1 protein-coding gene and 5 pseudogenes are annotated in these 22,954 nt (G+C 71.9%); all 6 read right to left on the bottom strand.

Annotated features, from left to right (window positions below):
* Positions 1-103 precede the first annotated feature (103 nt).
* Positions 104-7,216, bottom strand: a pseudogene (locus Pflav_RS44805) (SDR family NAD(P)-dependent oxidoreductase); the annotation flags it as partial.
* Between the two features lie 350 nt (positions 7,217-7,566).
* A pseudogene (locus Pflav_RS44800) lies at positions 7,567-7,776 on the bottom strand (hypothetical protein); the annotation flags it as partial.
* On the bottom strand, positions 7,773-8,732 hold the full coding sequence (locus tag Pflav_RS44795) for a beta-ketoacyl synthase N-terminal-like domain-containing protein (protein WP_173033796.1): 960 nt from the start codon (positions 8,730-8,732) through the stop codon (positions 7,773-7,775). The pseudogene Pflav_RS44800 and the gene Pflav_RS44795, both read right to left, overlap by 4 nt.
* Positions 8,733-9,042: 310 nt before the next feature.
* Positions 9,043-19,148 (bottom strand): annotated as a pseudogene (locus tag Pflav_RS47840) (type I polyketide synthase); the annotation flags it as partial.
* A 216-nt stretch (positions 19,149-19,364) separates the two neighbouring features.
* Positions 19,365-20,150, bottom strand: a pseudogene (locus Pflav_RS49240) (polyketide synthase dehydratase domain-containing protein); the annotation flags it as partial.
* Positions 20,151-20,187: 37 nt separating this feature from the next.
* A pseudogene (locus Pflav_RS48400) lies at positions 20,188-22,925 on the bottom strand (type I polyketide synthase).
* Positions 22,926-22,954 lie beyond the last annotated feature (29 nt).

The following is a 22,954-nucleotide window of genomic DNA, read 5'->3' as shown; positions in this document are numbered from 1 at the left end:
GAGCCGAGCACGACCACCGAGTCGGCCGGGGCGTGTTCCGGCAGCGGGCCTCACGCCAGTCGACGCGAAACAGCGAGTCGGAGCCGGCCGTGGCGGCCGTCGCGGTGACCTGCCGCAGCACGAGCGAGTCGACCGACGCCACCGGCGCACCGGAGCCGTCCGCGACCAGCAGTCCCAGGCCGCCGGCCGGCAGGCGGGACAGCCGCGCCCGCAGCACACCGGCGCCCGAGGCGTGGAGCCGTACACCGTTCCACTCGAACGGCACGCCGGACAGGCCGGATCCCTCCCAGCCGCCGGCCGCGATGCCGTGCAGGGCCGCGTCGAGCAGAGCCGGGTGCAGCCCGAACCGGGCGGCTTCGTCGGCCTGTCCGTCTGGTAGCGACACCTCGACGTACACGTCGTCGCCGGCCCGCCACAGCCCGCGCAGTCCCCGGAACCAGGGACCGTAGCGCAGGCCGAGGTCGGCGAGGGCTTCGTACCAGCCGTCGAGCGACACGGGCTCGGCGCCGGCGGGCGGCCATGCGGTCAGGTCGGGCAGGCGCGCCTCGGCCGCCGTGTTGGCGAGCAGGCCGGTCGCGTGGCAGGTCCACTCGCCGTCGCCGCCCTCGGGCCGCGAGTGGACGCCGACGCTCCGGTGGCCCTGGTCGTCGGCGGCACCCACGGTCACCTGCACCTGGATCGCGCCGCGTTCGGCCAGCACGAGCGGGGCTTGCAGAGTCAGCTCTTCCAGTACGTCGGCGCCGACCTCGTCACCGGCCCGGATCGCCATCTCCACGAACGCCGTACCGGGCAGCCAGACTCCGCCGCCGACCACGTGGTCGCCCAGCCACGGGTGCGTCGACAGCGAGAGGCGGCCGGTCAGCACCACACCGTCGCCGTCGGCGAGGCTGACCGCCGCGCCGAGCAGCGGGTGGCGGGCGGCGCTGAGACCGGCGGCGGCGACGTCGGCGGGTGCGCCGGCGATCGGGTCGACCCAGTAGCGGGAGTGCTGGAACGCGTACGTGGGGACGTCGACGATCCGGGGCTGCCACGGGCTGAAGAAGGCGTCCCAGTCGACGTCGACGCCGTGGCTGTGCAGCCCGGCCAGTGCGGTGACGGCGGCCTCGACCTCGTCCCGGTCGGCGCGCAGCGACGCGACCGCGACCGGGCCGTCCTCGGGAAAACACTCGGGGATCAGCGCGGTCAGTACGCTGTCCGGGCCGAGCTCCAGGAAGGTGCCAACGCCGTGCTCGGCCAGCCACCGCACCGTTTCGGCGAAACGAACCGGCTGCCGCACGTGCCGCACCCAGTAGTCGGCGGTCGCGATGGGATCGAGAGTCGGCAGCAACGGCCACCGGAACGTCACATCGGCCAGGGCGGCGGCGAAGTCGTCCAGCATCGGGTCCATCAGCGGCGAGTGGAACGCGTGCGAGACCGTCAACCGCTTGACCTGCCGGCCTTCGGCGCGGAAGAGGGCCTCGAGAGCGTCGACCTGGCCACCGTCACCCGCGACGACCACCGACGACGGCCCGTTGACCGCCGCGACACTGACCAGGTCGGTCAGGTGCGGCGACACCTCTGCCTCGGTGGCGCGCACCGCGAGCATTGCCCCACCGGACGGCAGTGCCTGCATCAACGTCGAACGCGCCGCTACCAGACGGGCCGCGTCCGCCAAGTCGAAGACACCGGACACATAGGACGCCGCGATCTGACCGATCGAGTGACCGGCCACGAAGTCCGGGCTCACACCCCACGCCTCGAACTGGGCGAACAACGCCACCTCGACCGCGAAGATCGCCGGCTGGGCATACAGGGTCTGGCCCAACGCATCGGCATCGGACCACATCACCTCCGCCAACGAACGTGGCAGCAGACCGTCGAACGCGGCGCACACCTCGTCAAACTTCGCCGTGAACACCGGCAGCACACCGTGCAACTGCCGGCCCATACCCAGGCGCTGCGAACCCTGACCGGTAAACACCACAGCCAGGCGACCCGGCCGGTTCGCTGTCACGCCGGTCGAGAACCGCAGGTCTTCCACTGTGGAACCGACCGCGTACGACCGGTGCGCGAACCGGGCCCGAGCGGTTGCCAGCGTGTACGCCACGTCCACCGGCCGTACGCCAGGCCCGGTCGCGACGTCAGCCAGACGAAGAACCTGACCCCGCAACGACTCCTCGGTCTTGGCCGACACCAGCCACGGCACGACCGGTGCCACATCCTCGACCGGTAGGAGTTCGGGGGCGTCGCCCTCTTCCAGGATCACGTGGGCGTTGGTGCCGCTCACTCCGAACGACGAAACACCGGCCCGGCGCGGATGCCCGTTCGGGCTCCATCGCACCGGCTCGGTCAACAGCTCGACGTTTCCGGCCGTCCAGTCCACCTCGGGCGTCGGCGCATCCACGTGCAATGTGCGCGGCAACGTCCCGTGCCGCATCGCCATCACCATCTTGATGATCCCGGCCACACCAGCGGCCGCCTGGGTGTGACCGATGTTCGACTTCACCGATCCAAGCCACAGTGGACGCTCCCGACCCTGCCCATACGTGGCCAACAACGCCTGCGCCTCGATCGGGTCACCCAACCGAGTACCCGTACCGTGAGCCTCGACCGCGTCCACGTCAGACGGTGACAGCCGCGCACTGGCGAGAGCCTGGCGGATCACCCGCTCCTGCGACGGACCATTCGGCGCGGTCAGGCCGTTACTGGCACCGTCCTGGTTGACCGCACTACCCCGCAGTGTCGCGAGGACCTGGTGACCGTTGCGCCGCGCGTCCGACAGCCGCTCCACGAGCAGCATGCCGACGCCCTCACCCCAACCCGTACCGTCGGCGCCCGCCGCGAACGCCTTGCACCGCCCGTCAAATGCCAGACCACCTTGCCGGGAAAACTCCACAAACGCGGCCGGCGTCGACATCACCGTCACACCGCCGGCCAGCGCCAGATCGCACTCGCCCTGCCGCAGCGCCTGAGCCGCCAGGTGGAGCGCCACCAGCGACGACGAGCACGCGGTGTCCACAGTGACCGCAGGCCCTTCGAGGCCGAAGACGTACGACACCCGGCCCGACATGACACTGCTCGACGCGCCGGTCATCAGGTAGCCCTCGGTGCCCGCGGGCGCTCCCGCCAGCAGCGCACCGTAGTCCTGCCCGTTGGTGCCGACGAACACACCGGTCTGGCTGCCCCGCAACCCAGCCGGATCCACTCCGGAGCGCTCGAACGCCTCCCACGACGCCTCCAGCAACAGCCGCTGCTGCGGATCCATCGCCGTCGCCTCACGCGGACTGATCCCGAAGAACGCCGGATCGAAGCCGCTCACGTCGGTCAGGAAGCCACCGTCGGCCGTCGCGCTGCGGCCGGTCTGCGACGAGTCGTCGAAGAGCGAGGCGAGGTCCCAGCCGCGGTCCGACGGGAAGCCGGACATCCCGTCGACGCCGCCGGCGAGCATCCGCCACAGCTCCTCGGGTGTGCTGACGCCGCCCGGGAAACGGCAGCTCATCCCGACGATGGCGATGGGCTCGCCGGCGTCGATGGTGGTCGGGATCCGCACCGCCGCGGCGGGTGCGGCGCCGGCGACCCGGGTGCCGAGGTGCGTGGCGAGTGCGACCGGGTTGGGGTAGTCGAAGATGAGGGTGGCAGGCAGCGGCAGTCCGGTGACGGCGCTGAGGCCGTTACGGAGTTCGACGGCGGTGAGCGAGTCGAAACCCATCTCGCTGAAGGCCAGGCCTGGTTCGACGGCGTCGGGGGAGGTGTGTCCGAGGACCGTGGCAGTCTGTGCCCGTACCAAATCAAGAAGAATTTGATCTTGCTTTTCGCGGGTGAGACCGGCGAGGCGCTGGGCCAGCGGCGAGCCACCGGAGGCGACGCCGCTCTGGACCGCGCGGCGCGCGGGGGTGCGGACGAGGCCGCGCAGCAGCGGCGCGACCGGGCCGGTGCCGGCCTGGGAGCGGATGCCGGCGAGGTCGAGCCGGATGGGTACGACGGCAGGGCAGCCCAGGGTGAGCGAGATGTCCAGGAGCCGCAAGCCCTCGTCGAGCGGGAGCGCCCCGCCGGCGCGGGCGGCCCGGTTGAGGTCGGCCTGGCCGAGTCCCTTCGTCATGCCGGTCGTCGCGGCCCACATGCCCCAGGCGAGCGTGAGCGCGGGCAGTCCCTGGGCGCGGCGGTGCTGTGCGAGGCCGTCGAGGAACGCGTTCGCGGCGGCGTAGTTGGCCTGGCCGGGCCCGCCGAACGTGCCCGCCGAGGAGGAGAAGCAGACGAAGGCGGCGAGCGGCATCGCCGCGGTCAGCTCGTGCAGGTGCCATGCGCCGTCGGCCTTGGGGCGGAGTACGGCGTCGAGCCGCTCCCGGGTCAGCGACTCCACGACGCCGTCGTCGACCACACCCGCGGCGTGGATGACGGCGGTGAGCGGGTGTGCGGCGGGAATGCTGTCGACGAGCGCGGCGAGCGCGGCGCGGTCCGCCACGTCGACGGCGGCGAACCGAACGTCGGCGCCGAGGCCCACCAGCTCGTCGCGGAGCGCGGTGGCGCCGGCGGCGTCCGCACCCGAGCGGCTGGCGAGCAGCAGGTGCCGCACGCCGTACGTGCCGACCAGGTGGCGGGCGAGGGGCCCGCCCAGCCCGCCGGTGGCGCCGGTGACGAGGACCGTGCCGTCGCTGTCCCACGCGTGGGCCGGTGCGGCGGCCGGGGTGACCGCCCTGGCCAGCCGGGGCGCCCGTACGCCGGTGCCGCGGATCGCGAGCTGCGGTTCGCCGGAGGCGATCGCGCCGGGCAGCGCCGCGTGGGCCTCCGGCGAGCCGTCGAGGTCGGCGAGGACCAGCCGGCCGGGGTGTTCGGACTGCGCGGAGCGCAGCAGCCCCCACACCGCCGATCCGGCGAGGTCGGTGACCGGCTCGCCGTCCACGCTGACCGCACCGGCGGTGACGGCGACGAGCGGGGTGGTCGCCCAGGTGGTGTCGGCAAGCCAGGCCTGGATCAGGTCGAGCGCCGCTCCTGTGGCTGCCCGCACGGCGTCGGGCGTCGCGGCCTCCGGGTCGGGCGCGGGCAGCCGCCACACGATCGCCGCCGGCACGCCGTCGTGGCCGGTGGTCGCGGCCTCCAGCGTCGGGTACCCGGGCACGCCGTCGAAAGGCTCACCGATGGCGATCCAGCCGTCGTACGGCTCGTCTGCCGTATTGACGAGAGTCCAGTCGACCTGGAACAGGGAATCGACCGTGCCACCCCGCGCGGCGTCGAGCTGATCGGCGGCGAGGGGGCGGAGCGCGAGCCGTTCGACCGTGGCGACCGGGTCACCGCTGTCGTCGGCGACGAGGATCGCAAATCCGCCATCGGGTACGGGCGAGAGCTTGGCGCGCACCGCAGCGGCACCGGTCGCGTGCAGCCGAGCGCCGGTCCACTCGTGCGCGACGGCGTCACCCTCGTCCACAGTGGAGAGCACGGCTTCGAGGAGCGCGGGGTGCAGGCCGTACCCGCCGGCCTCGCCGCGCCGCTCGGCTGGGAGCGCGGCCTCGACGAAGATGTCGTCGCCGCGCCGCCACACCGACGGCGCCTCTTCGCCCTCTCCCGCCTCGACCGGCACGGCTTCGGCGCCGCCGGGCGGCCACTCGGCGAGCTCGTGCCGCGTCTCGCTGACCCACGTCTCGGTTTCGACGGCCAGTACGCCGGTGACGTGCCGGATCCAGTCCGGTGTCCCGTCTTCGGCGCGGGAGTAGACGGTGACGTTGTACCGGCCTGGCGTGTCGGTGCCGGTGACGGTGATCTGCACCTGTACGCCGCCGCGGTCCGGCAGGATCAGCGGCGTGTGCAGGGTCAGCTCCTCCAGCACGTCCGCGCCGACCTCGTCACCGGCCCGGACCGCCAGCTCCACGAACGCGGCGCCGGGGAGCAGGATGTGGCCGGCGACGGTCCGGCCGGCCAGCCACGGGTGCGTACGCAAGGAGATCCTGCCCGTGAGCACCGCACCGTCACCGTCGGCCAGGCCGATCGCGGCGCCGAGCAGCGGGTGCCCGGCGGCGGCGAGCCCCACGGAGGCGACGTCGCCGAGCACGGCCGGGGCGTCGAGCCAGTAGCGGTCGTGCTGGAACGCGTAAGTGGGCAGGTCGGTCGACTCGGGCTGCCAGGGTGCGTGCACGGCCGGCCAGTCGACCTCGACGCCGTGGCAGTGCAGCCGGGCGACCGCGGTGAGGGCGGCGCCGAGCTCCGGCTGGTCGCCGCGGAGGCTGGCGACCGTCGCGGGGCTGCCGTCGGGCAGGCACTCGGGGATCAGCGCGCTCAGCACGCCATCCGGGCCCACCTCCAGGAACGTACCCACACCCTGCTCGGCGAGCCAGGCAATGGTGTCGGCGAAACGGACCGGCCGGCGTACGTGACCGACCCAGTAGTCGGCCGTCTGCACGGGCTCATGAAACGGTCGTGACGGCTGCTCGAACGTGATGCCGACGAGGGCGGCGGCGAAGTCGTCCAGCATCGGGTCCATCAGCGGCGAGTGAAACGCGTGCGAGACGGTGAGCCGCTTGACCTTCCGGCCTTCACCGCGCCACGTCTGCTCCAGCGCGTCGATCTGGCCGCTGTCGCCGGCGACGACGACCGAGGATGGCCCGTTGACGGCGGCGACGCTCACCAGGTCGGTCAGGTGCGGCAGAACCTCGTCCTCGGTGGCCCGTACGGCGAGCATCGCCCCGCCGGCCGGCAGTGCCTGCATCAGCGAGGCCCGCGCCGCCACCAGGCGAGCGGCATCGTCCACAGTGAACACACCCGAGACGTGCGCCGCCGCGATCTGGCCGATCGAGTGGCCGGCCACGAAGTCGGGGCTCACACCCCACGCCTCGAACTGGGCGAACAACGCCACCTCGACCGCGAAAATGGCCGGCTGGGCATACTGGGTCCGGCCCAGCGCCGCACCGTCGGACCACATCACCTCGGCCAGCGGGCGCGGCAGCAGGCCGTCGAAGGCGGCACACACCTCGTCGAACTTCGCGGTGAACGCGGGGAGCACGCCGTGCAGGTCGCGGCCCATGCCCAGCCGCTGCGAGCCCTGACCGGTGAACACCACCGCCAGCCGCCCGGCGGCACCGGTCGTGCCGGTCACGAGGCCGGGGGCGGCATCGCCTCGTGCCAAGGCTTCAAGCCGCTGGACGAACTCGGCGCGGTCCTCGGCGACGATGGCCGCGCGGTGCATGAAGTGCACGCGGTCGGTGGCGAGGGAAAACCCGGTGTCCACGGGCCGGGCGCCGGTGGCGGCGGCGTGGTTGGCGAGCCGGGTCGCCTGGGCGCGCACTGCCGCCGCGCTGCGCCCGGAGACGAGCCACGGGACGACGGTGGCCGGCTGCGCTGGCAGTGGCGGGAGGGTCTCGGCGGTGGGCTCCGGGGTGAACTCGCCCGGCTCCTCGATGATGACGTGGGCGTTGGTGCCGCTGACCCGAAGGAGGAGACGCCCGCCCGCCGAGGGCTGCCGTTCGGCTTCCACTCCACCGGTTCGGTGAGCAGCCGTACGGCACCGGCCGACCAGTCGACGTGCGGTGTGGGCTCGTCCACGTGGAGAGTGCGAGGCAGCAGGCCGTGCCGCATCGCCATGACCATCTTGATGATGCCCGCCATGCCGGCGGCGGCCTGGGTGTGGCCCATGTTCGACTTCACCGAGCCGAGCCACAGCGGCGGTCGGGTGTCGCGCCCCTGGCCGTACGTCGCGAGCAGCGCCTGCGCCTCGATCGGGTCGCCGAGCGTGGTGCCGGTGCCGTGCGCCTCGACGACGTCGACGTCGGCGGTGGTGAGCTTCGCGCTGGCGAGGGCCTGGCGGATCACCCGTTCCTGCGAGGGGCCGTTGGGGCGGTGAGACCATTGCTGGCACCGTCCTGGTTGACCGCGCTCCCCCGTACGACGGCGAGGATCCGGTGGCCGTTTCTGCGGGCGTCGGCGAGCCGCTCCACCACGAGGACACCGGCGCCCTCGCCCCAGCCCGTGCCGTCGGCGGCGGCGGCGAACGACTTGCAGCGCCCGTTGGCGGCAAGGCCCCGCTGCCGGCTGAACTCGACGAACGCGCCCGGCGTGGACATCACGGCGACACCGGCCGCGAGGGCCAGCGTGCACTCCTCCTGGCGCAACGCCTGGCAGGCCAGGTGGAGCGCGACGAGCGACGACGAGCAGGCGGTGTCCACTGTGACGGCCGGCCCTTCGAGGCCGAAGACGTACGCCAGGCGGCCGGAGACCACGCTGCCGGCGTTGCCGGTCGAGATGAAACCCTCGGCGTCGCTGGGGTTGGCGGCCAGGAAAGCTGAGTAGTCGGTGCCGCTCGCCCCGACGAAGACGCCGGTCTGGCTCCCCTTCAGCCCGGTGACGGGTACGCCGGCTCGCTCGAGCGCCTCCCACGACGTCTCCAGCAGCAGCCGCTGCTGCGGATCCATCGCGAGCGCCTCACGCGGGCTGATCCCGAAGAAGGCCGGGTCGAAGCGGGACGCGCTGCTGACGAAGCCACCCTCGCGGGCGTACGAGGTGCCGGGGTGGTCCGGGTCGGGGTGGTAGATGCGGTCGATGTCCCAGCCGCGGTCGGACGGAAACTCCCCGATCACGTCCCGGTCCGACGCGACGACGTCCCACAGGTCCTCGGGCGAGTACACCTCACCCGGCAGCCGGCAGCTCATCCCGACGATCGCGATGGGCTCCTGCTTGCCCGACTCCACCTCGAGCAACCGTTGCCGTGTCTGGTGCAGGTCGGCGGTTACCCACTTGAGGTAGTCCATGAGCTTTTCTTCGCGCGTCATTTCCGGGTCAGCCCTTCCTCAGCCGCAACGCTTGGAGACACTCGCATCAGGCGCGACCGAGTTCTCTGTCGATGAAGTCGAAGATTTCGTCTGCCGAGGCAGCGGTGATGCGGTCCGCCACGGCCGCGTTGTCGGACGCCTGCGCCTCGCTCCACTTGGCCATCAGCGTCTGGAGCCGGATCGTGATCCTGGACCGGTCCGCGTCGTCGACGCTCGCGGCGAGCAGCGCGGACTCCAGCTTGTCGACGTCCGCGATGATCGGGTCGGTCGCGCTGCCCTCGTCCGGTACGAGCTTCGTCCGTACGTATCCGGCCAGCGCTGTCGCGTCGGGGTAGTCGAAGACGAGGGTGGCCGGCAGGCGTAGGCCGGTGGTTTCGGTGAGCAGGTTGCGCAGTTCGACCGCAGTCAGTGAGTCGAAGCCCATGTCGTTGAACGCGACCGTCGGGTCGACGGCGTCGGGTCCGGCGTGTCCGAGCACTCGGGCGACCTGGTCGCGTACCAGCTCCAGGATGTGTGCCTGCTGGCCGGCGTTGTCCAGACCGGCCAGTTGGGTAGCCAGTCGTGACTCGCCACCGGCATCCGGATGTGTCTGGGCGGCTTGGACCTCGGGCAGCTCGTCCAGCAGGGGACGGGGGCGGGCCGCGGTGAACCCGGCGACGAACGGCTCCCAGTCCATACCGGCCAGCACTGTCGTGGTGTAGCCGGCCTCCACACTGGCTTGCAACCCGGCGATCGCGGTGGCCGGGTCCAGCGGCACCACGCCACGCTTACGCAGGTAGTCGGTGGTCTCACCGGCCGCCATCCCGTCACCAGCCCACGCACCCCACGCCACCGACGTCGCGGCCAGGCCGCGGGCGGCCCGGTTAGCGGCAAGGGCGTCCAGGTAGGCGTTCGCGGCCGCATACGCGCCCTGACCGCCGCTGCCCCAGATCGCGGCGATCGACGAGAACAACACGAACAGTCGCAGCGGCCGGTCACTCAGCAGCTCGTCCAGGTTTCGGGCACCGCCGACCTTCGCCGCCAGCACGGCGTCGAACTCGTCCAACCCGCAATCGGCCAACGGGGTCAACTGACCCGCGCCGGCCGCGTGCACCACACCGGTCAGGTCCTGGATATCCGCCAGCAACGCGGCCAGGGCGTCACGGTCGGCGACGTCGCAGGCGACCACGTCGATCTGCGGGACGCCGGCGTTTCGTAGCTCCTCACACAGCTCGGCCGCACCCGGACTGTTCAGGCCGCGGCGGCTGGTCAGCACCAGCCGCTCGACACCACGCCCAGCCAGCCAGCGGGCCACGTGAGCGCCGAGGGCGCCGGTGCCGCCGGTCACGACCACCGTGCCGTCGACGGTCAGCTCCTGCGGCGCTGCCGGCGTCGGCGTGGCGTGCCGCAGCCTGCGCACGAACACTCCTGCCGGGCGGACGGCGAACTGGTCCTCCGCACTCTCCCCGGCCAGGATGCCGACCACCCGATCCCAGCCCGTGTTGTCGTGCAGGTCGATCAGGCCACCCCACCGGCCCGCTGCCTCCAAGCCCACGACCCGGCCAAGACCCCACACCTGCGCAGCATCAGGATTCACATCAGCTTCGGTGTCGTCGGTCCACACCGCCCCGCTGGTGATCAGCCACAGTGGAGCGTCCACACCGGCCTCGCCGAGTGCTTGGGCCAGGACGAGCACCGACCGGGCATCACCACCGGCATACACCACACCGGCGCACGGGCCGAGCTGCGCGGTAAGGGCATCCCGATCGGTCAGATCACCCTCGACACGCACGACCTCCGCACCGGCAGCAGCCAGGTGCTCGACCGCGGCCGGGTCGCCGGCGACAAGCCACCTACCTGTCAGAGCGCCCGACGCCGTCCCCGCAGTCCACGGCTTCCAGGCGACCTCATACCGCCAGCCGTCGATCACCGCCTTACGGGCATCACGCTCACGCCACGACGCCAACGCCGGCAACAGCTCCCGCAACGCCTCCGAGTCAGCCGGAACTCCCAACTCCCGGCCCAACGCCTCCGCACCGCCGCCGACCAGCTCCCAGAACCGCGACCCCACTACATCCGGGCCACCCGCTGGGCGGGTCACGTCTATCCAGAAGCGGGAGTGCTGGAACGCGTACGTGGGGACGTCGACGATCCGGGGCTGCCACGGGCTGAAGAACGCCTCCCAGTCGACCTCGACGCCATGGCTGTGTAGCCCGGCCAGCGCGGTGACGGTGGCCTCGACTTCGTCCCGATCCCCGCGCAGCGACGCGACTGCGACGGCGTCCTGGCTCGACTCGGGGATCAGCGCGGTCAACACACCCTCGGGCCCGAGTTCTAGGAACGTGCCGACCCCCTGCCCAGCCAGCCACGAGATCGTGTCAGCGAAACGAACCGGCTGCCGCACATGCCGCACCCAGTAGCCGGCGGTCTCGACAGGCTCCGCGAACGGCAGCAACGGCTCCCGGAACGTGACGCCGGCCAAAGCCGTAGCGAAGTCATCCAGCATCGGATCCATCAACGGCGAATGGAACGCATGCGAAACCGTCAGCCGCTTGACCTTGCGGCCCTCGCCCTTCCAGCGGGACTCCAGAGCCTCGACCTGCGCGGCATCACCGGCCACGACGACCGACGTGGGCCCGTTTACCGCCGCCACGCTCACCAGGTCGGTCAGGTGCGGCAGGACCTCGGCCTCGGTGGCGCGCACCGCGAGCATCGCTCCGCCAGCAGGTAGTGCCTGCATCAGCGACGAACGGGCTGCCACCAACCGCGCCGCATCCTCCAACGAAAACACACCGGACACATAGGATGCCGCGATCTGGCCGATCGAGTGACCGGCCACGAAGTCGGGGCTGACACCCCACGCTTCGAACTGGGCAAACAACGCCACCTCGACCGCAAAGATCGCCGGCTGCGCATACAGGGTCTGACCCAACGCGTCAGCGTCGGACCACATCACCTCCGCCAGCGGGCGCGGCAGCAGACCGTCGAACGCGGCGCACACCTCGTCGAACTTCGCCGTGAACACCGGCAACACACCGTGCAGCTGTCGGCCCATACCCAGGCGCTGCGAACCCTGACCGGTAAACACCACAGCCAGCCGACCCGACCGGTTCGCTGTCACGCCGGTCGAAAACCTCAAACCTTCCATAGTGGAGCCGACCGCGTACGTCCGATGCGCGAACCGGGCTCGGGCCGTCGCGAGCGTATAAGCCACGTCCACCGGCCGCACACCAGACCCAGCGGCGAAGTCAGCCAGACGAAGGACCTGGCCCCGCAACGACTCCTCGGTTTTCGCCGACACCAGCCACGGCACCACCGGTGCTACATCTTCGGCTGGTGGGGGTTCGGGGGTGTCGCCTTCTTCCAGGATGACGTGGGCGTTGGTGCCGCTCACGCCGAAGGCGGAGATGCCCGCTCGGCGGGGCCGGCCGTTGGGAGTCCACTCGACGGGTTCGGTGAGCAGTTCGATCGCGCCGTCGGTCCAGTCGACCTGACCGGTCGGGGCGTCCACGTGCAACGTACGGGGCAGCATCCCGTGCCGCATCGCCAGAACTGTCTTGATGATCCCGGTAACTCCAGCTGCCGCCTGCGTGTGACCGAGGTTGGACTTCACCGAGCCGAGCCACAGTGGACGTTCCCGGCCTTGCCCGTAGGTGGCCAGCAACGCCTGGGCCTCGATCGGGTCACCCAGCACGGTCCCGGTGCCGTGGGCCTCCACCACGTCCACGTCACCAGTGGTGAGGTCGGCACTGGCCAGCGCCTGCCGGATCACTTTCTCCTGTGCTGGTCCGTTCGGCGCGGTCAAACCGTTGCTGGCACCATCTTGGTTGACCGCGCTACCTCGCACGATCGCGAGAATGTTGTGGCCGTTACGGCGAGCGTCCGACAGCCGTTCCACCACCAGCACACCGACACCCTCAGCCCACGCTGTGCCATCAGCACCAGCCGCGAACGACTTACACAACCCGTCCGGTGCGAGGCCACGCTGCCGGGAGAACTCCACAAACGTCGCCGGTGTCGACATCACTGCCACACCACCGGCCAGCGCCAGCGTGCACTCACCCTGCCGCAACGCCTGCGCCGCCAAATGCAACGCCACCAACGACGACGAACACGCCGTATCCACCGTCACCGCCGGACCCTCAAGCCCGAACGTGTACGACACCCGACCAGAAATCACACTGCCGACATTCCCAGTCAGCACATACCCTTCCAGGGCCGCCGGATCCCCACCGGCGAGCAGCGCCGTGTAGTCGGTGGAAGCGGCGCCCACGAACACACCGGTACGGCTACCACGCAGTCCAGCTGGGTCGAGGCCAGCCTGCTCCACCGCCTCCCAGCACGCTTCGAGCAGCAGCCGCTGCTGCGGATCCATCCCCATCGCCTCGCGCGGGCTAATCCCGAAGAAGCCGGGGTCGAACTGGGCCGCCGAGACAAATCCGCCCTGCCGCACGTAGGAGGTGCCGGGCTGGTCGGGGTTGTCATGGAACAGCCGCGTCAGGTCCCAACCACGATCATCAGGGAAATCGGTCACCGCGACGTCGCCGTCGGCCAGCAGCGACCAGAACTCCTCCGGTGAATCGATACCACCAGGTAGCCGGCAGCTCATCCCGACGATCGCGATCGGCTCATCCACCACTGCCGCGGCATGCACCACCACCTCAGCACGGGCACCTGACAGCTGCCCGAGCACGTACTCGGCCAGCACCGCCGCGTTTGGATAGTCGAAGACGAGGGTGGCCGGCAGGCGTAGGCCGGTGGTCTCGGTCAGCAGGTTGCGCAGTTCGACCGCGGTCAACGAGTCGAAGCCCATGTCGTTGAACGCCACCGCCGGGTCGACGGCGTCGGGTCCGGCGTGCCCGAGCACTCGAGCCACTTGCTCACGCACCAACTGCAAGACGAGGGCGTTCTGGGCGACGGTGTCGAGCCCTGCCAACCGTCCGGCCAGCTTCGACGCGCCACCCGCGTCCGGCTGTGTTTGGGCGGCTTGGACCTCGGGCAGGTCGTCGAGCAGGGGACGGGGGCGGGCGGCGGTGAACCCGGCGACGAACGGCTCCCAGTCCATCCCGGCCAGCACCGTGGTGGTGTAGCCGGCCTCGACACTGGCTTGCAGCCCGGCGATCGCGGTGGCCGGGTCCAGCGGCACCACGCCACGCTTGCGCAGGTAGTCGGTTGTCTCACCGGCCGCCATCCCGTCACCGGCCCACGCACCCCAGGCCACCGACGTCGCCGCGAGGCCGCGGGCGGCCCGGTTAGCGGCGAGGGCGTCTAGGTAGGCGTTCGCGGCCGCGTAGGCGCCCTGACCGCCGCTGCCCCAGATCGCGGCGATCGACGAGAACAACACGAACAGCTTCAGCGGCCGGTCAGCGAGCAGCTCGTCCAGATGACGGGCGCCGTCGACCTTCGCGGCCAGGACGGCGTCGAACTCCTCCAGCCCACAATCGGCCAGCGGGGTCAGGTCACTCGCTCCGGCGGCGTGCACCACACCGGTCAGGTCTTGGATGTCCGCCAGCAGCGCGGCCAGAGCGTCGCGGTCGGACACGTCGCAGGCGACCACGTCGACCCGGCCGACGCCACTGGCGAGCAGTTCCTCACGCAGCTCGGCAACACCGGGACTGTCCGGGCCACGGCGGCTGGTCAGCACCAGCCGCTCGGCGCCGCGTCCGGCCAGCCAGCGGGCCACGTGACCGCCGAGGGCACCGGTGCCACCGGTGACGACCACCGTGCCGTCGACGGTCAGCTCCTCCACGGCGGTCGGGGTAGGCGCGGCGTGCCGCAGCCGACGTACGAAGACACCTGTCGGCCGGACGGCGAATTGGTCCTCGACACCCGCACCAGCCAGGATGTCGACCACCCGATCCCAGGCGGCGTCCCGGACGTCGATCAGGCCACCCCACCGGCCCGCCGCCTCCAGCCCGATGACCCGGCCAAGACCCCACACTTGCGCAGCTTCAGCGTCCACGTCCCGATCGGAGTCGTCAGTCCACACCGCCCCACTCGTGAGAAGCCACAGTGGAGCGTCTACACCGGCCTCACCAAGCGCCTGAGCCAGCACTAACACCGCACGCGGGTCACTACCGGCGTACACCACACCCGTACAGGGGCCGAGCTGTGCGGTAAGGGCATCCCGGTCGGTCAGATCACCCTCGACACGCACGACCTCCGCGCCGGCAGCAGCCAGGTGCTCGACCGCTGCCGGGTCGCCGGCGACAAGCCACCGGCCTTCGAGGCGAGCGGGCGCAGCCGCCGGTGTCCAGGGCTTCCAGGCGATCTCGTACCGCCAGCCGTCGATCACCGCCTTGCGGGTGTCCCGCTCACGCCATGAGACGAGCGCTGGCACCAGCTCGCGCAGGGCCTCCGAGTCGGCGGGCACGCCCAGCTCCAGGGCCAGCGGCTCCATCTCACCCCGGCCGACCAGCTCCCAGAACCGCGAGTCCACCACGTCCAGCCCTCCCGCTGGACGGGTCACGTCGATCCAGAAGCGGGAGTGCTGGAACGCGTACGTGGGCACGTCGACGATCCGGGGCTGCCACGGGCCGAAGAACGCCTCCCAGTCGACCTCGACGCCATGACTGTGCAGCCCGGCCAACGCGGTGACGGCGGCCTCGACCTCGTTCCGATCCCCGCGCAGCGACGCGACCGCGACGGCATCCTGGCTCGACTCCGGGATCAACGCGGTCAACACACCCTCGGGCCCGAGCTCCAGGAACGTGCCCACACCCTGCCCAACCAGCCACGAGACCGTGTCAGCGAAACGAACCGGCTGCCGCACATGCCGCACCCAGTAGTCGGCAGTGTCCACCGGCTCCGCGAACGGCAGCAACGGCTCCCGGAACGTGACGCCGGCCAACGCGGCGGCGAAGTCATCCAGCATCGGATCCATCAACGGCGAGTGGAAAGCGTGCGAGACCGTCAACCGCTTAACCTGCCGACCCTCACCCCTCCAACGGGATTCGAGGGCGTCGATCTGTGCGGCATCGCCGGCCACGACGACCGACGTGGGCCCGTTCACCGCCGCCACGCTCACCAGGTCGGTCAAATGCGGCAACACCTCGGCCTCAGTGGCGCGGACCGCGAGCATCGCTCCGCCGGACGGCAGCGCCTGCATCAACGACGAACGCGCTGCCACCAGACGGGCCGCATCCGCGAGGTCGAAGACACCGGACACATAGGACGCCGCGATCTGACCGATCGAATGACCGGCCACGAAATCGGGGTCACACCCCATGCCTCGAACTGGGCGAACAGGGCCACCTCGACCGCGAAAATGGCCGGTTGGGCATACAACGTTTGGCCCAACGCGTCGGCGTCGGACCACATCACCTCCGCCAGCGGGCGCGGCAGCAGACCGTCGAACGCGGCGCACACCTCGTCGAACTTGGTGGTGAACGCCGGCAGCACACCGTGCAGCTGCCGGCCCATACCGAGCCGCTGCGAACCCTGACCGGTGAACACCACAGCCAAGCGACCGGCGCCCGGCGTGACACCCGTGGAAAACCTCAGGCCCTCCGCTGTGGAGCCGACCGCGAAGGCCCGATGTTCGAAGCGGGTCCGGCCGGTCGCCAACGTGTACGCCACATCCACGGGCCGCACACCCGCATCGGCAACGAACGACGCCAGCCGCGAAGCCTGAGCCAGCAGCGCCGACTCGGTCTTGCCCGACACCAGCCACGGCACCACCGGCGCCGGATCGTCCACGATATCGACGGAAGGGGCATCGCCCTCCTCGACGATCACGTGCGCGTTCGTGCCACTGACCCCGAACGACGACACCCCCGCTCGGCGCGGATGCCCGTTCGCCTCCCACCGCACCGGCTCGGTCAACAACTCGACGCTTCCGGCCGACCAGTCCACCTCAGGCGTCGGCGCGTCCACGTGGAGGGTGCGCGGCAGGACACCGTGCCGCATCGCCATCACCATCTTGATCACACCGGCCACCCCGGCCGCCGCCTGTGTATGACCGATGTTCGACTTCACCGAGCCCAGCCACAGTGGACGCTCCCGACCCTGCCCATACGTCGCCAGCAACGCCTGCGCCTCGATCGGATCACCCAACCGCGTACCGGTCCCGTGGGCCTCGACAGCGTCCACATCGGACGGGGCTAGCCGCGCACTGGCGAGGGCCTGGCGGATCACCCGCTCCTGCGACGGACCATTCGGCGCGGTCAAACCATTGCTGGCACCGTCCTGGTTGACCGCACTCCCCCGCAGCACCGCCAACACATGATGCCCCTTGGCCCGCGCATCCGACAGCCGCTCCACCACCAGCACACCGACACCCTCGGCCCAACCCGTCCCATCGGCGCCCGCCGCGAACGCCTTACACCGACCGTCAAAGGCCAGACCACCCTGCCGGGAAAACTCCACGAACGCACCCGGCGTCGACATCACCGTCACACCACCGGCCAGCGCCAGATCACACTCGCCCAGACGCAGCGCCTGCGCCGCCAGGTGGAGCGCCACCAGCGACGACGAGCACGCCGTGTCCACGGTGACCGCCGGCCCCTCCAGGCCGAACGTGTACGCGATCCGGCCCGAGACGACGCTGGCGACGTTGCCGGTCAGCACGTATCCCTCGAAGCTGCTCGGGTCGGTGGCGAGCAGCGCCGTGTAGTCGGTGGCGCCCGCGCCGACGAACACGCCGGTGGGGCTGCCCTTGAGCCGGCCGATGTCGATCCCGGCCCGCTCGAACGCCTCCCACGAGGCTTCCAGCAGCAGCCGCTGCTGCGGGTCCATGGCCAGGGCCTCGCGGGGGCTGATGCCGAAGAAGGCCGGGTCGAACTCGACCGCGTCGTGCAGGAAGCCGCCCTGCACGGTCTGGGAGAGACCGCCCTGGGCCGAGTTGCCGCCGAGCAGGCGGGAGGTGTCCCAGCCCCGGTCGTCCGGGAAGCCGGAGAGGCCGTCGGCGCCAGCGACGAGCATCTGCCACAGGTCGGCGGGTGAGCTGACGCCGCCGGGGAGCCGGCAGCTCATGCCGACGATCGCGATGGGCTCGTCGGCGGCCACCGCGGTGTGTACGACGACTTCCCGCCGGGCGCCGACCAGCTTCTCGCGCAGGTAGCCGGCAAGCGCGGCCGGGTTGGGGTAGTCGAAGACGGCGGTGGTGGGCAGCCGCTGTCCGGTGGCCTCGGTGAGCCGGTTGCGCAGCTCGACCGCGGTCATCGAGTCGAAGCCGAGCTCGTTGAACGCCCGCTCGGGTGCGAGGTCGGCGCCGGTCGCGTACCCGAGCACGGCGGCGGCCCGGCCGCGTACCAGATCGAGCAGGAAGCGCTCCTGCTCGGGGCGGGGCATCCGGGCGAGACGATCGGCGAAGGTGGAGCCGGCGACCTCTGCTCCACCGTGGACGGTGCGCCGCCCGGTGCCGCCCACTAGGCCGCGGTAGAGGAACGGCACGGGGCCGGCGGCGGCGCGGATGGTGGCCGGGTTGACGGCGGCGGGTACGAGCAGCGCGGTGCCGGTGGCGGTGGCGGTGGCGGTGTCGAGCAGGGCCAGAGCTTCGCCGGCGGTGAGGGGATCGAGGCCACCGCGGGTCATCCGGCGGCGACCGGCCTCGCCGAGCCGGCCGCCCATGCCGGCCGGCTCGTCCCAGAGGCCCCAGGCGAGCGCGACCGCGGGCAGTCCCTCGTCGCGGCGGCGCTGGGCGATCGCGTTGACGGCGGCGTTGGCGGCGGCGTAGTTGGCCTGCCCCGGCCCGCCGGCGAGCCCGGCGAACGCGGAGAACAGGACGAACGCGGTGACCGGCAGGTCGCGGGTCAGCTCGTGCAGGTGCCAGGCACCGTCCACCTTGGAGCGGTAGACGCTGTCCAGGCGCTCGCCGGTGAGGGAGGTGATCATGCCGTCGTTGAGCACACCGGCGGCGTGCACCACACCGGTCAGCGGACGTTCGGCCGGGATGGCGGCGATGAGGCCGGCGAGGGCGCCACGGTCGGCCACGTCGCACCGGACCGCCGCGACCCGGGCACCCGCTTCGCCGAGCTCGGCGACGAGGTCGGCGATGCCTGGCGCATCCGGCCCGGAGCGGCTGGCGAGGATGAGGTCGCGCACGCCGTGCCGGTTGACCAGGTGGCGGGCGATGAGCCGGCCCAGACCGCCGGTGCCGCCGGTGACGAGCACCGTACCCTCGTCGGTCCATTGTGGTGTCTGGTCGGTGGGTGTGGCGGCGGGCGCGAGTCGCGGCGCCAGGGCGGCGCCGTCGCGGAGCGCGAGTTGCGGTTCGCCGGAGGCGACCGCCGCGGCGACGAGCGCGTCGCCGGCTGCCGCGTCGATGTCGACAAGCACAAGCCGGCCGGGGTTTTCGGCCTGCGCCGAGGAGACGAGGCCCCACACCGCCGCGGCGGCCGGGTCGGCTCCCTCCGGCCCGGCGCCGCGGGTGACGACGGCGAGCTGGGTCTCTTCCGAGCCGGGATCGGCGAGCCAGTCGCTCAGCTGGCCCAGGACCGCGCCGGTCACCCGCCGCACCTCGGCCGGCAGGTCGGCGGCGGGATCCGCGCCGGGCACGCGATAGACGACCGCCGCAGGCGCCTCACCCTCCTCGCCGGTCTCGCCGATCTCCGGGTACGAGCCGACGCCGTTTTCCGGCAGCGGCACGGCGACCCAGTCGACCTGGTGCATCAGGCCGGTCGCCCGGCGCGCACCGGACTCGAGCTGCTCGACCGCGATCGGGCGCAGGGTCAGCGCTTCGACGGTGGCGACCGGGACGCCGGTGTGGTCGGCGGCGAGGAGCGCCAACGTCCCATCTGGACGGAGGGTGAGCCGGATCCGCAGCGCCGCCGCACCGGTCCCGTACAGGCGGATGCCGCGCCACTCGGTGGGCACACCTTCGGCGTCGAGGCCGGCGCCGGCGGCCTGCGTGGCGGCGTCGAGCAGGGCGGGGTGGAGGCCGAAGTGGGCGGCGTCGCCGTGCACGGTCTCGGGGAGCGCGACCTCCGCGTACACGTCGTCGTCGCGCCGCCACACCGCTTGGATGCCCTGGAAGGCGGGGCCGTGGTCGACGCCGGACGGGCCGGTGCGGGCGTACCAGTCGTCGGTGGGCACGATCTCCGCGCCGGGCGGCGGCCAGGCGCGCAGGTCGCCAGCGGCCGGTTCCGCGGCGGAGGTCAGCGTGCCGCCGGCCAGCTGCCGCCACTCGGTCGTCCCGTCCTCGTCGCGGGCGTAGACGCCGACGTCGCGGCGCCCGCCCTCGCCCGCGGAAACGGTGACCTGCACTTGGACGCCACCGTGCGGCGGGAGGGCGAGCGGGGTGTGCAGCACGAGGTCGCTGACCGTCTCACAGCCGACCTCGTCGCCGGCGCGGATCGCCCACTCGGCGAAGGCCGAGGCGGGTACGACCACGGTGCCGTCGACGGTGTGGTCGGCGAGCCACGGGTGGGAGCTGACCGAGAGGCGGCCGGTGAGGACGACGCTGTCGGCGTTCGCGAGTCGTACCGCGGCGCCGAGCAGCGGGTGCCCGGCTGCGCTGAGGCCGGCGGCGGTGACGTCACCGGGGGCGGCGGCCGGGGTTCGAGCCAGTAGCGGGTGCGCTGGAAGGCGTACGTGGGCAGGTCGACCCGGCGGGGTTGCCAGGGGCGAAGACGGTGGCCCAGTCGACGGGGATGCCGTGTACGTGCGCGGCGCCGAGGGAGGTGAGCAGGCGGTCGGCGCCACCCTCGTCGCGGCGCAGCGTGCCGGTGACGAGCGCGGTGGCCCCGGAGGCGTCGACGCTCTCCTGGATGCCGGTGGTCAGCACGGGGTGGGCGCTGGCCTCCACGAACGCCCGGAAGCCCTCGCCGAGCAGCGCCTCGGTCGCCGGCGCGAACCAGACGGTGTTGCGCAGGTTGCGGTACCAGTAGTCCGCGTCCGCCCCAGTCCCGTCTATCCACCGGCTCTCCACAGTGGAGTACCAGGCCACCTCGGCCTGGCGGGGCCGCACGGCGGCGAGCAGGGTGGCCAGCTCGGCGGCGATCGCCTCGACCTGGGGTGAGTGGGAGGCGTAGTCGACGGCGATTCGCTTGGTGCGTACGGTCAGCGTCTCCTGAAACGCCTCCACCGCTGCCGTGGCACCGGCGACGACCACCGACGAGGGTCCGTTGACGGCCGCGATGGCGACCTCGTCGTGTCCGTCCAACCAGGACCGGACGTCGTCGACGGGCGCGGCGACCGACAGCATGGCACCCGCGCCGGCGAGCGCGACGAGTGCCTTCGACCGCAGCGCCACGACCCGCGCGGCGTCCTCAAGCGACAGTGCGCCGGCCACGTACGCGGCGGCGATCTCGCCCTGAGAGTGACCGACGACGGCGTCGGGGTGCACGCCGTGGTGGCGCCACACGGCGGCCAGCGACACCATGACCGCGAAGAGCGCCGGCTGCACGACGTCGACCCGATCGAGCATCGCCGGGTCGGCGAGCGCCGCGCGCAGGTCCCAGTCGACGAACGGCGCCAGTGCCGCCGCGCACTCGTCGATCGACGCCGCGAACACCGGCGAGTCGGCGAGCAGGCCGGCTGCCATGCCCGCCCACTGGGAGCCCTGGCCGGGGAAGACGAACGCCACCTTGCCGCTCGCGCTGCCCAGCGCCGGACCGACCACGACACCCGGGCCGGGCTCACCGGCGGCGAGTTCGCCCAGTGACCGTACCAGCGAGTCGAGGTCTGCCCCGACGACCGCCGCCCGGTGCGAAAGGGCGCCGCGGTTGGTGACGAGCGTGTACCCGATGTCGGTGATTTCGGCGGCGCCGGCCGAGACGAAGTCGGCGAGGCGGGCGGCCTGCGCGCGGAGCGCGGGCTCGCTGCGGGCGGAGACAAGCCACGGTACGGCCGTCGGCGCCACGCCCGGCCCCGGCTCGCCGCCGGGCGCCTCCTCCGGCTCCTCGATGATCACGTGGGCGTTGGTGCCGCTGACCCCGAAGGACGACACCGCGGCGCGGCGGGGGTGGCCGTTCGCCTTCCACGCGACCGGCTCGGTCAGCAGCGCCACCGCGCCGCTGCTCCAGTCGACGTGCGGGGTGGGCTCGTCGACGTGCAGCGTCTTGGGCAGCACCGCGTGCCGCATCGCCATGACCATCTTGATGATGCCGGCGACCCCGGCGGCGGCCTGCGTGTGCCCGATGTTCGATTTGATGGAGCCGAGCCACAGCGGCTTTTCGGGGTCGCGCCCCTGCCCGTACGTCGACAGCAGCGCCCGCGCCTCGATCGGGTCGCCCAGCGTGGTGCCCGTGCCGTGCGCCTCGACGACGTCGACCTCGGCGGCCGGGATGCGGGCGTTGACGAGGGCCTGCCGGATGACCCGCTCCTGCGACGGCCCGTTGGGGCGGTGAGGCCGTTGCTGGCGCCGTCCTGGTTGACGGCGCTGCCGCGGAGCACAGCGAGCACCTGGTGGCCGTTGTTGCGCGCGTCGCTGAGGCGTTCGAGGACGAGCAGCCCGACGCCCTCGGCCCAGCCGGTGCCGTCGGCGGCCGCGGCGAACGCCTTGCAGCGCCCGCTGCCCGAGATGGCACCCAAGTGACTGGAGTCGATGAACAGCGACGGGGTGGCCATGACCGTGATGCCGCCGGCGAGGGCGAGCGGGCACTCGCGCTGCCGCAGCGCGTGGGCGGCGAGGTGGAGCGCGACCAGCGACGACGAGCACGCGGTGTCGACGGTCAGCGACGGCCCTTCCAGACCCAGCGTGTACGAGATGCGGCCCGACATGACGCTGCTGGCCAGGCCGGTCATGGCGTACCCCTCGACGCTGCCGGGGTTCGCGGCGGTGAGCACCGAGTAGTCCTGGCTGCCGGAGCCGATGAAGACGCCGGTCTGGCTGCCGTGCAGGATCTGCGGGTCGATACCGGCGTTTTCGAACGCTTCCCAGGTGGCTTCGAGCAGCAGCCGCTGCTGCGGGTCGGTGGCGAGCGCCTCGCGCGGGCTGATGCCGAAGAACCCGGTGTCGAACTGCGACGCGGTGTGGACGAAGCCACCCTCGCGGGCGAGGCTGGTGCCGGAGCTGTCCGGACCGGCGTCGAAGAGCCCGTCGGTGCGCCAGCCTCGGTCGGTGGGAAACGCGCCGACGCCGTCGACGCCGTCCGCGACGAGCTTCCAGAGCTCGTCGGGCGAGCTGACACCACCCGGGTAGTGGCAGCTCATCCCGACGATCGCGATCGGTTCCTGGTCCTTCGACTCCACCTCGATGAGGCGCTGCCGTGTCTTCTGCAGGTCGACCGTTACGCGGTGTAGATAGTCCCGGAGTTTGTCTTCGTTATTCATGCGCGGGCTCCACAGTCGAGTCGCGGTCC

This window comes from Phytohabitans flavus (genome assembly GCF_011764545.1).
GTDB classification, from domain to species: Bacteria; Actinomycetota; Actinomycetes; order Mycobacteriales; family Micromonosporaceae; genus Phytohabitans; species Phytohabitans flavus.
Note: the sequence above shows the minus strand (reverse complement) of the source record. Positions and strands in the feature narration are given on the sequence as shown.

Bases quoted from the DNA above. Each gene is read 5' to 3' on its own strand.
- Pflav_RS44795 (WP_173033796.1), bottom strand. From the start codon at position 8,732: ATGACGCGCGAAGAAAAGCTCATGGACTACCTCAAGTGGGTAACCGCC.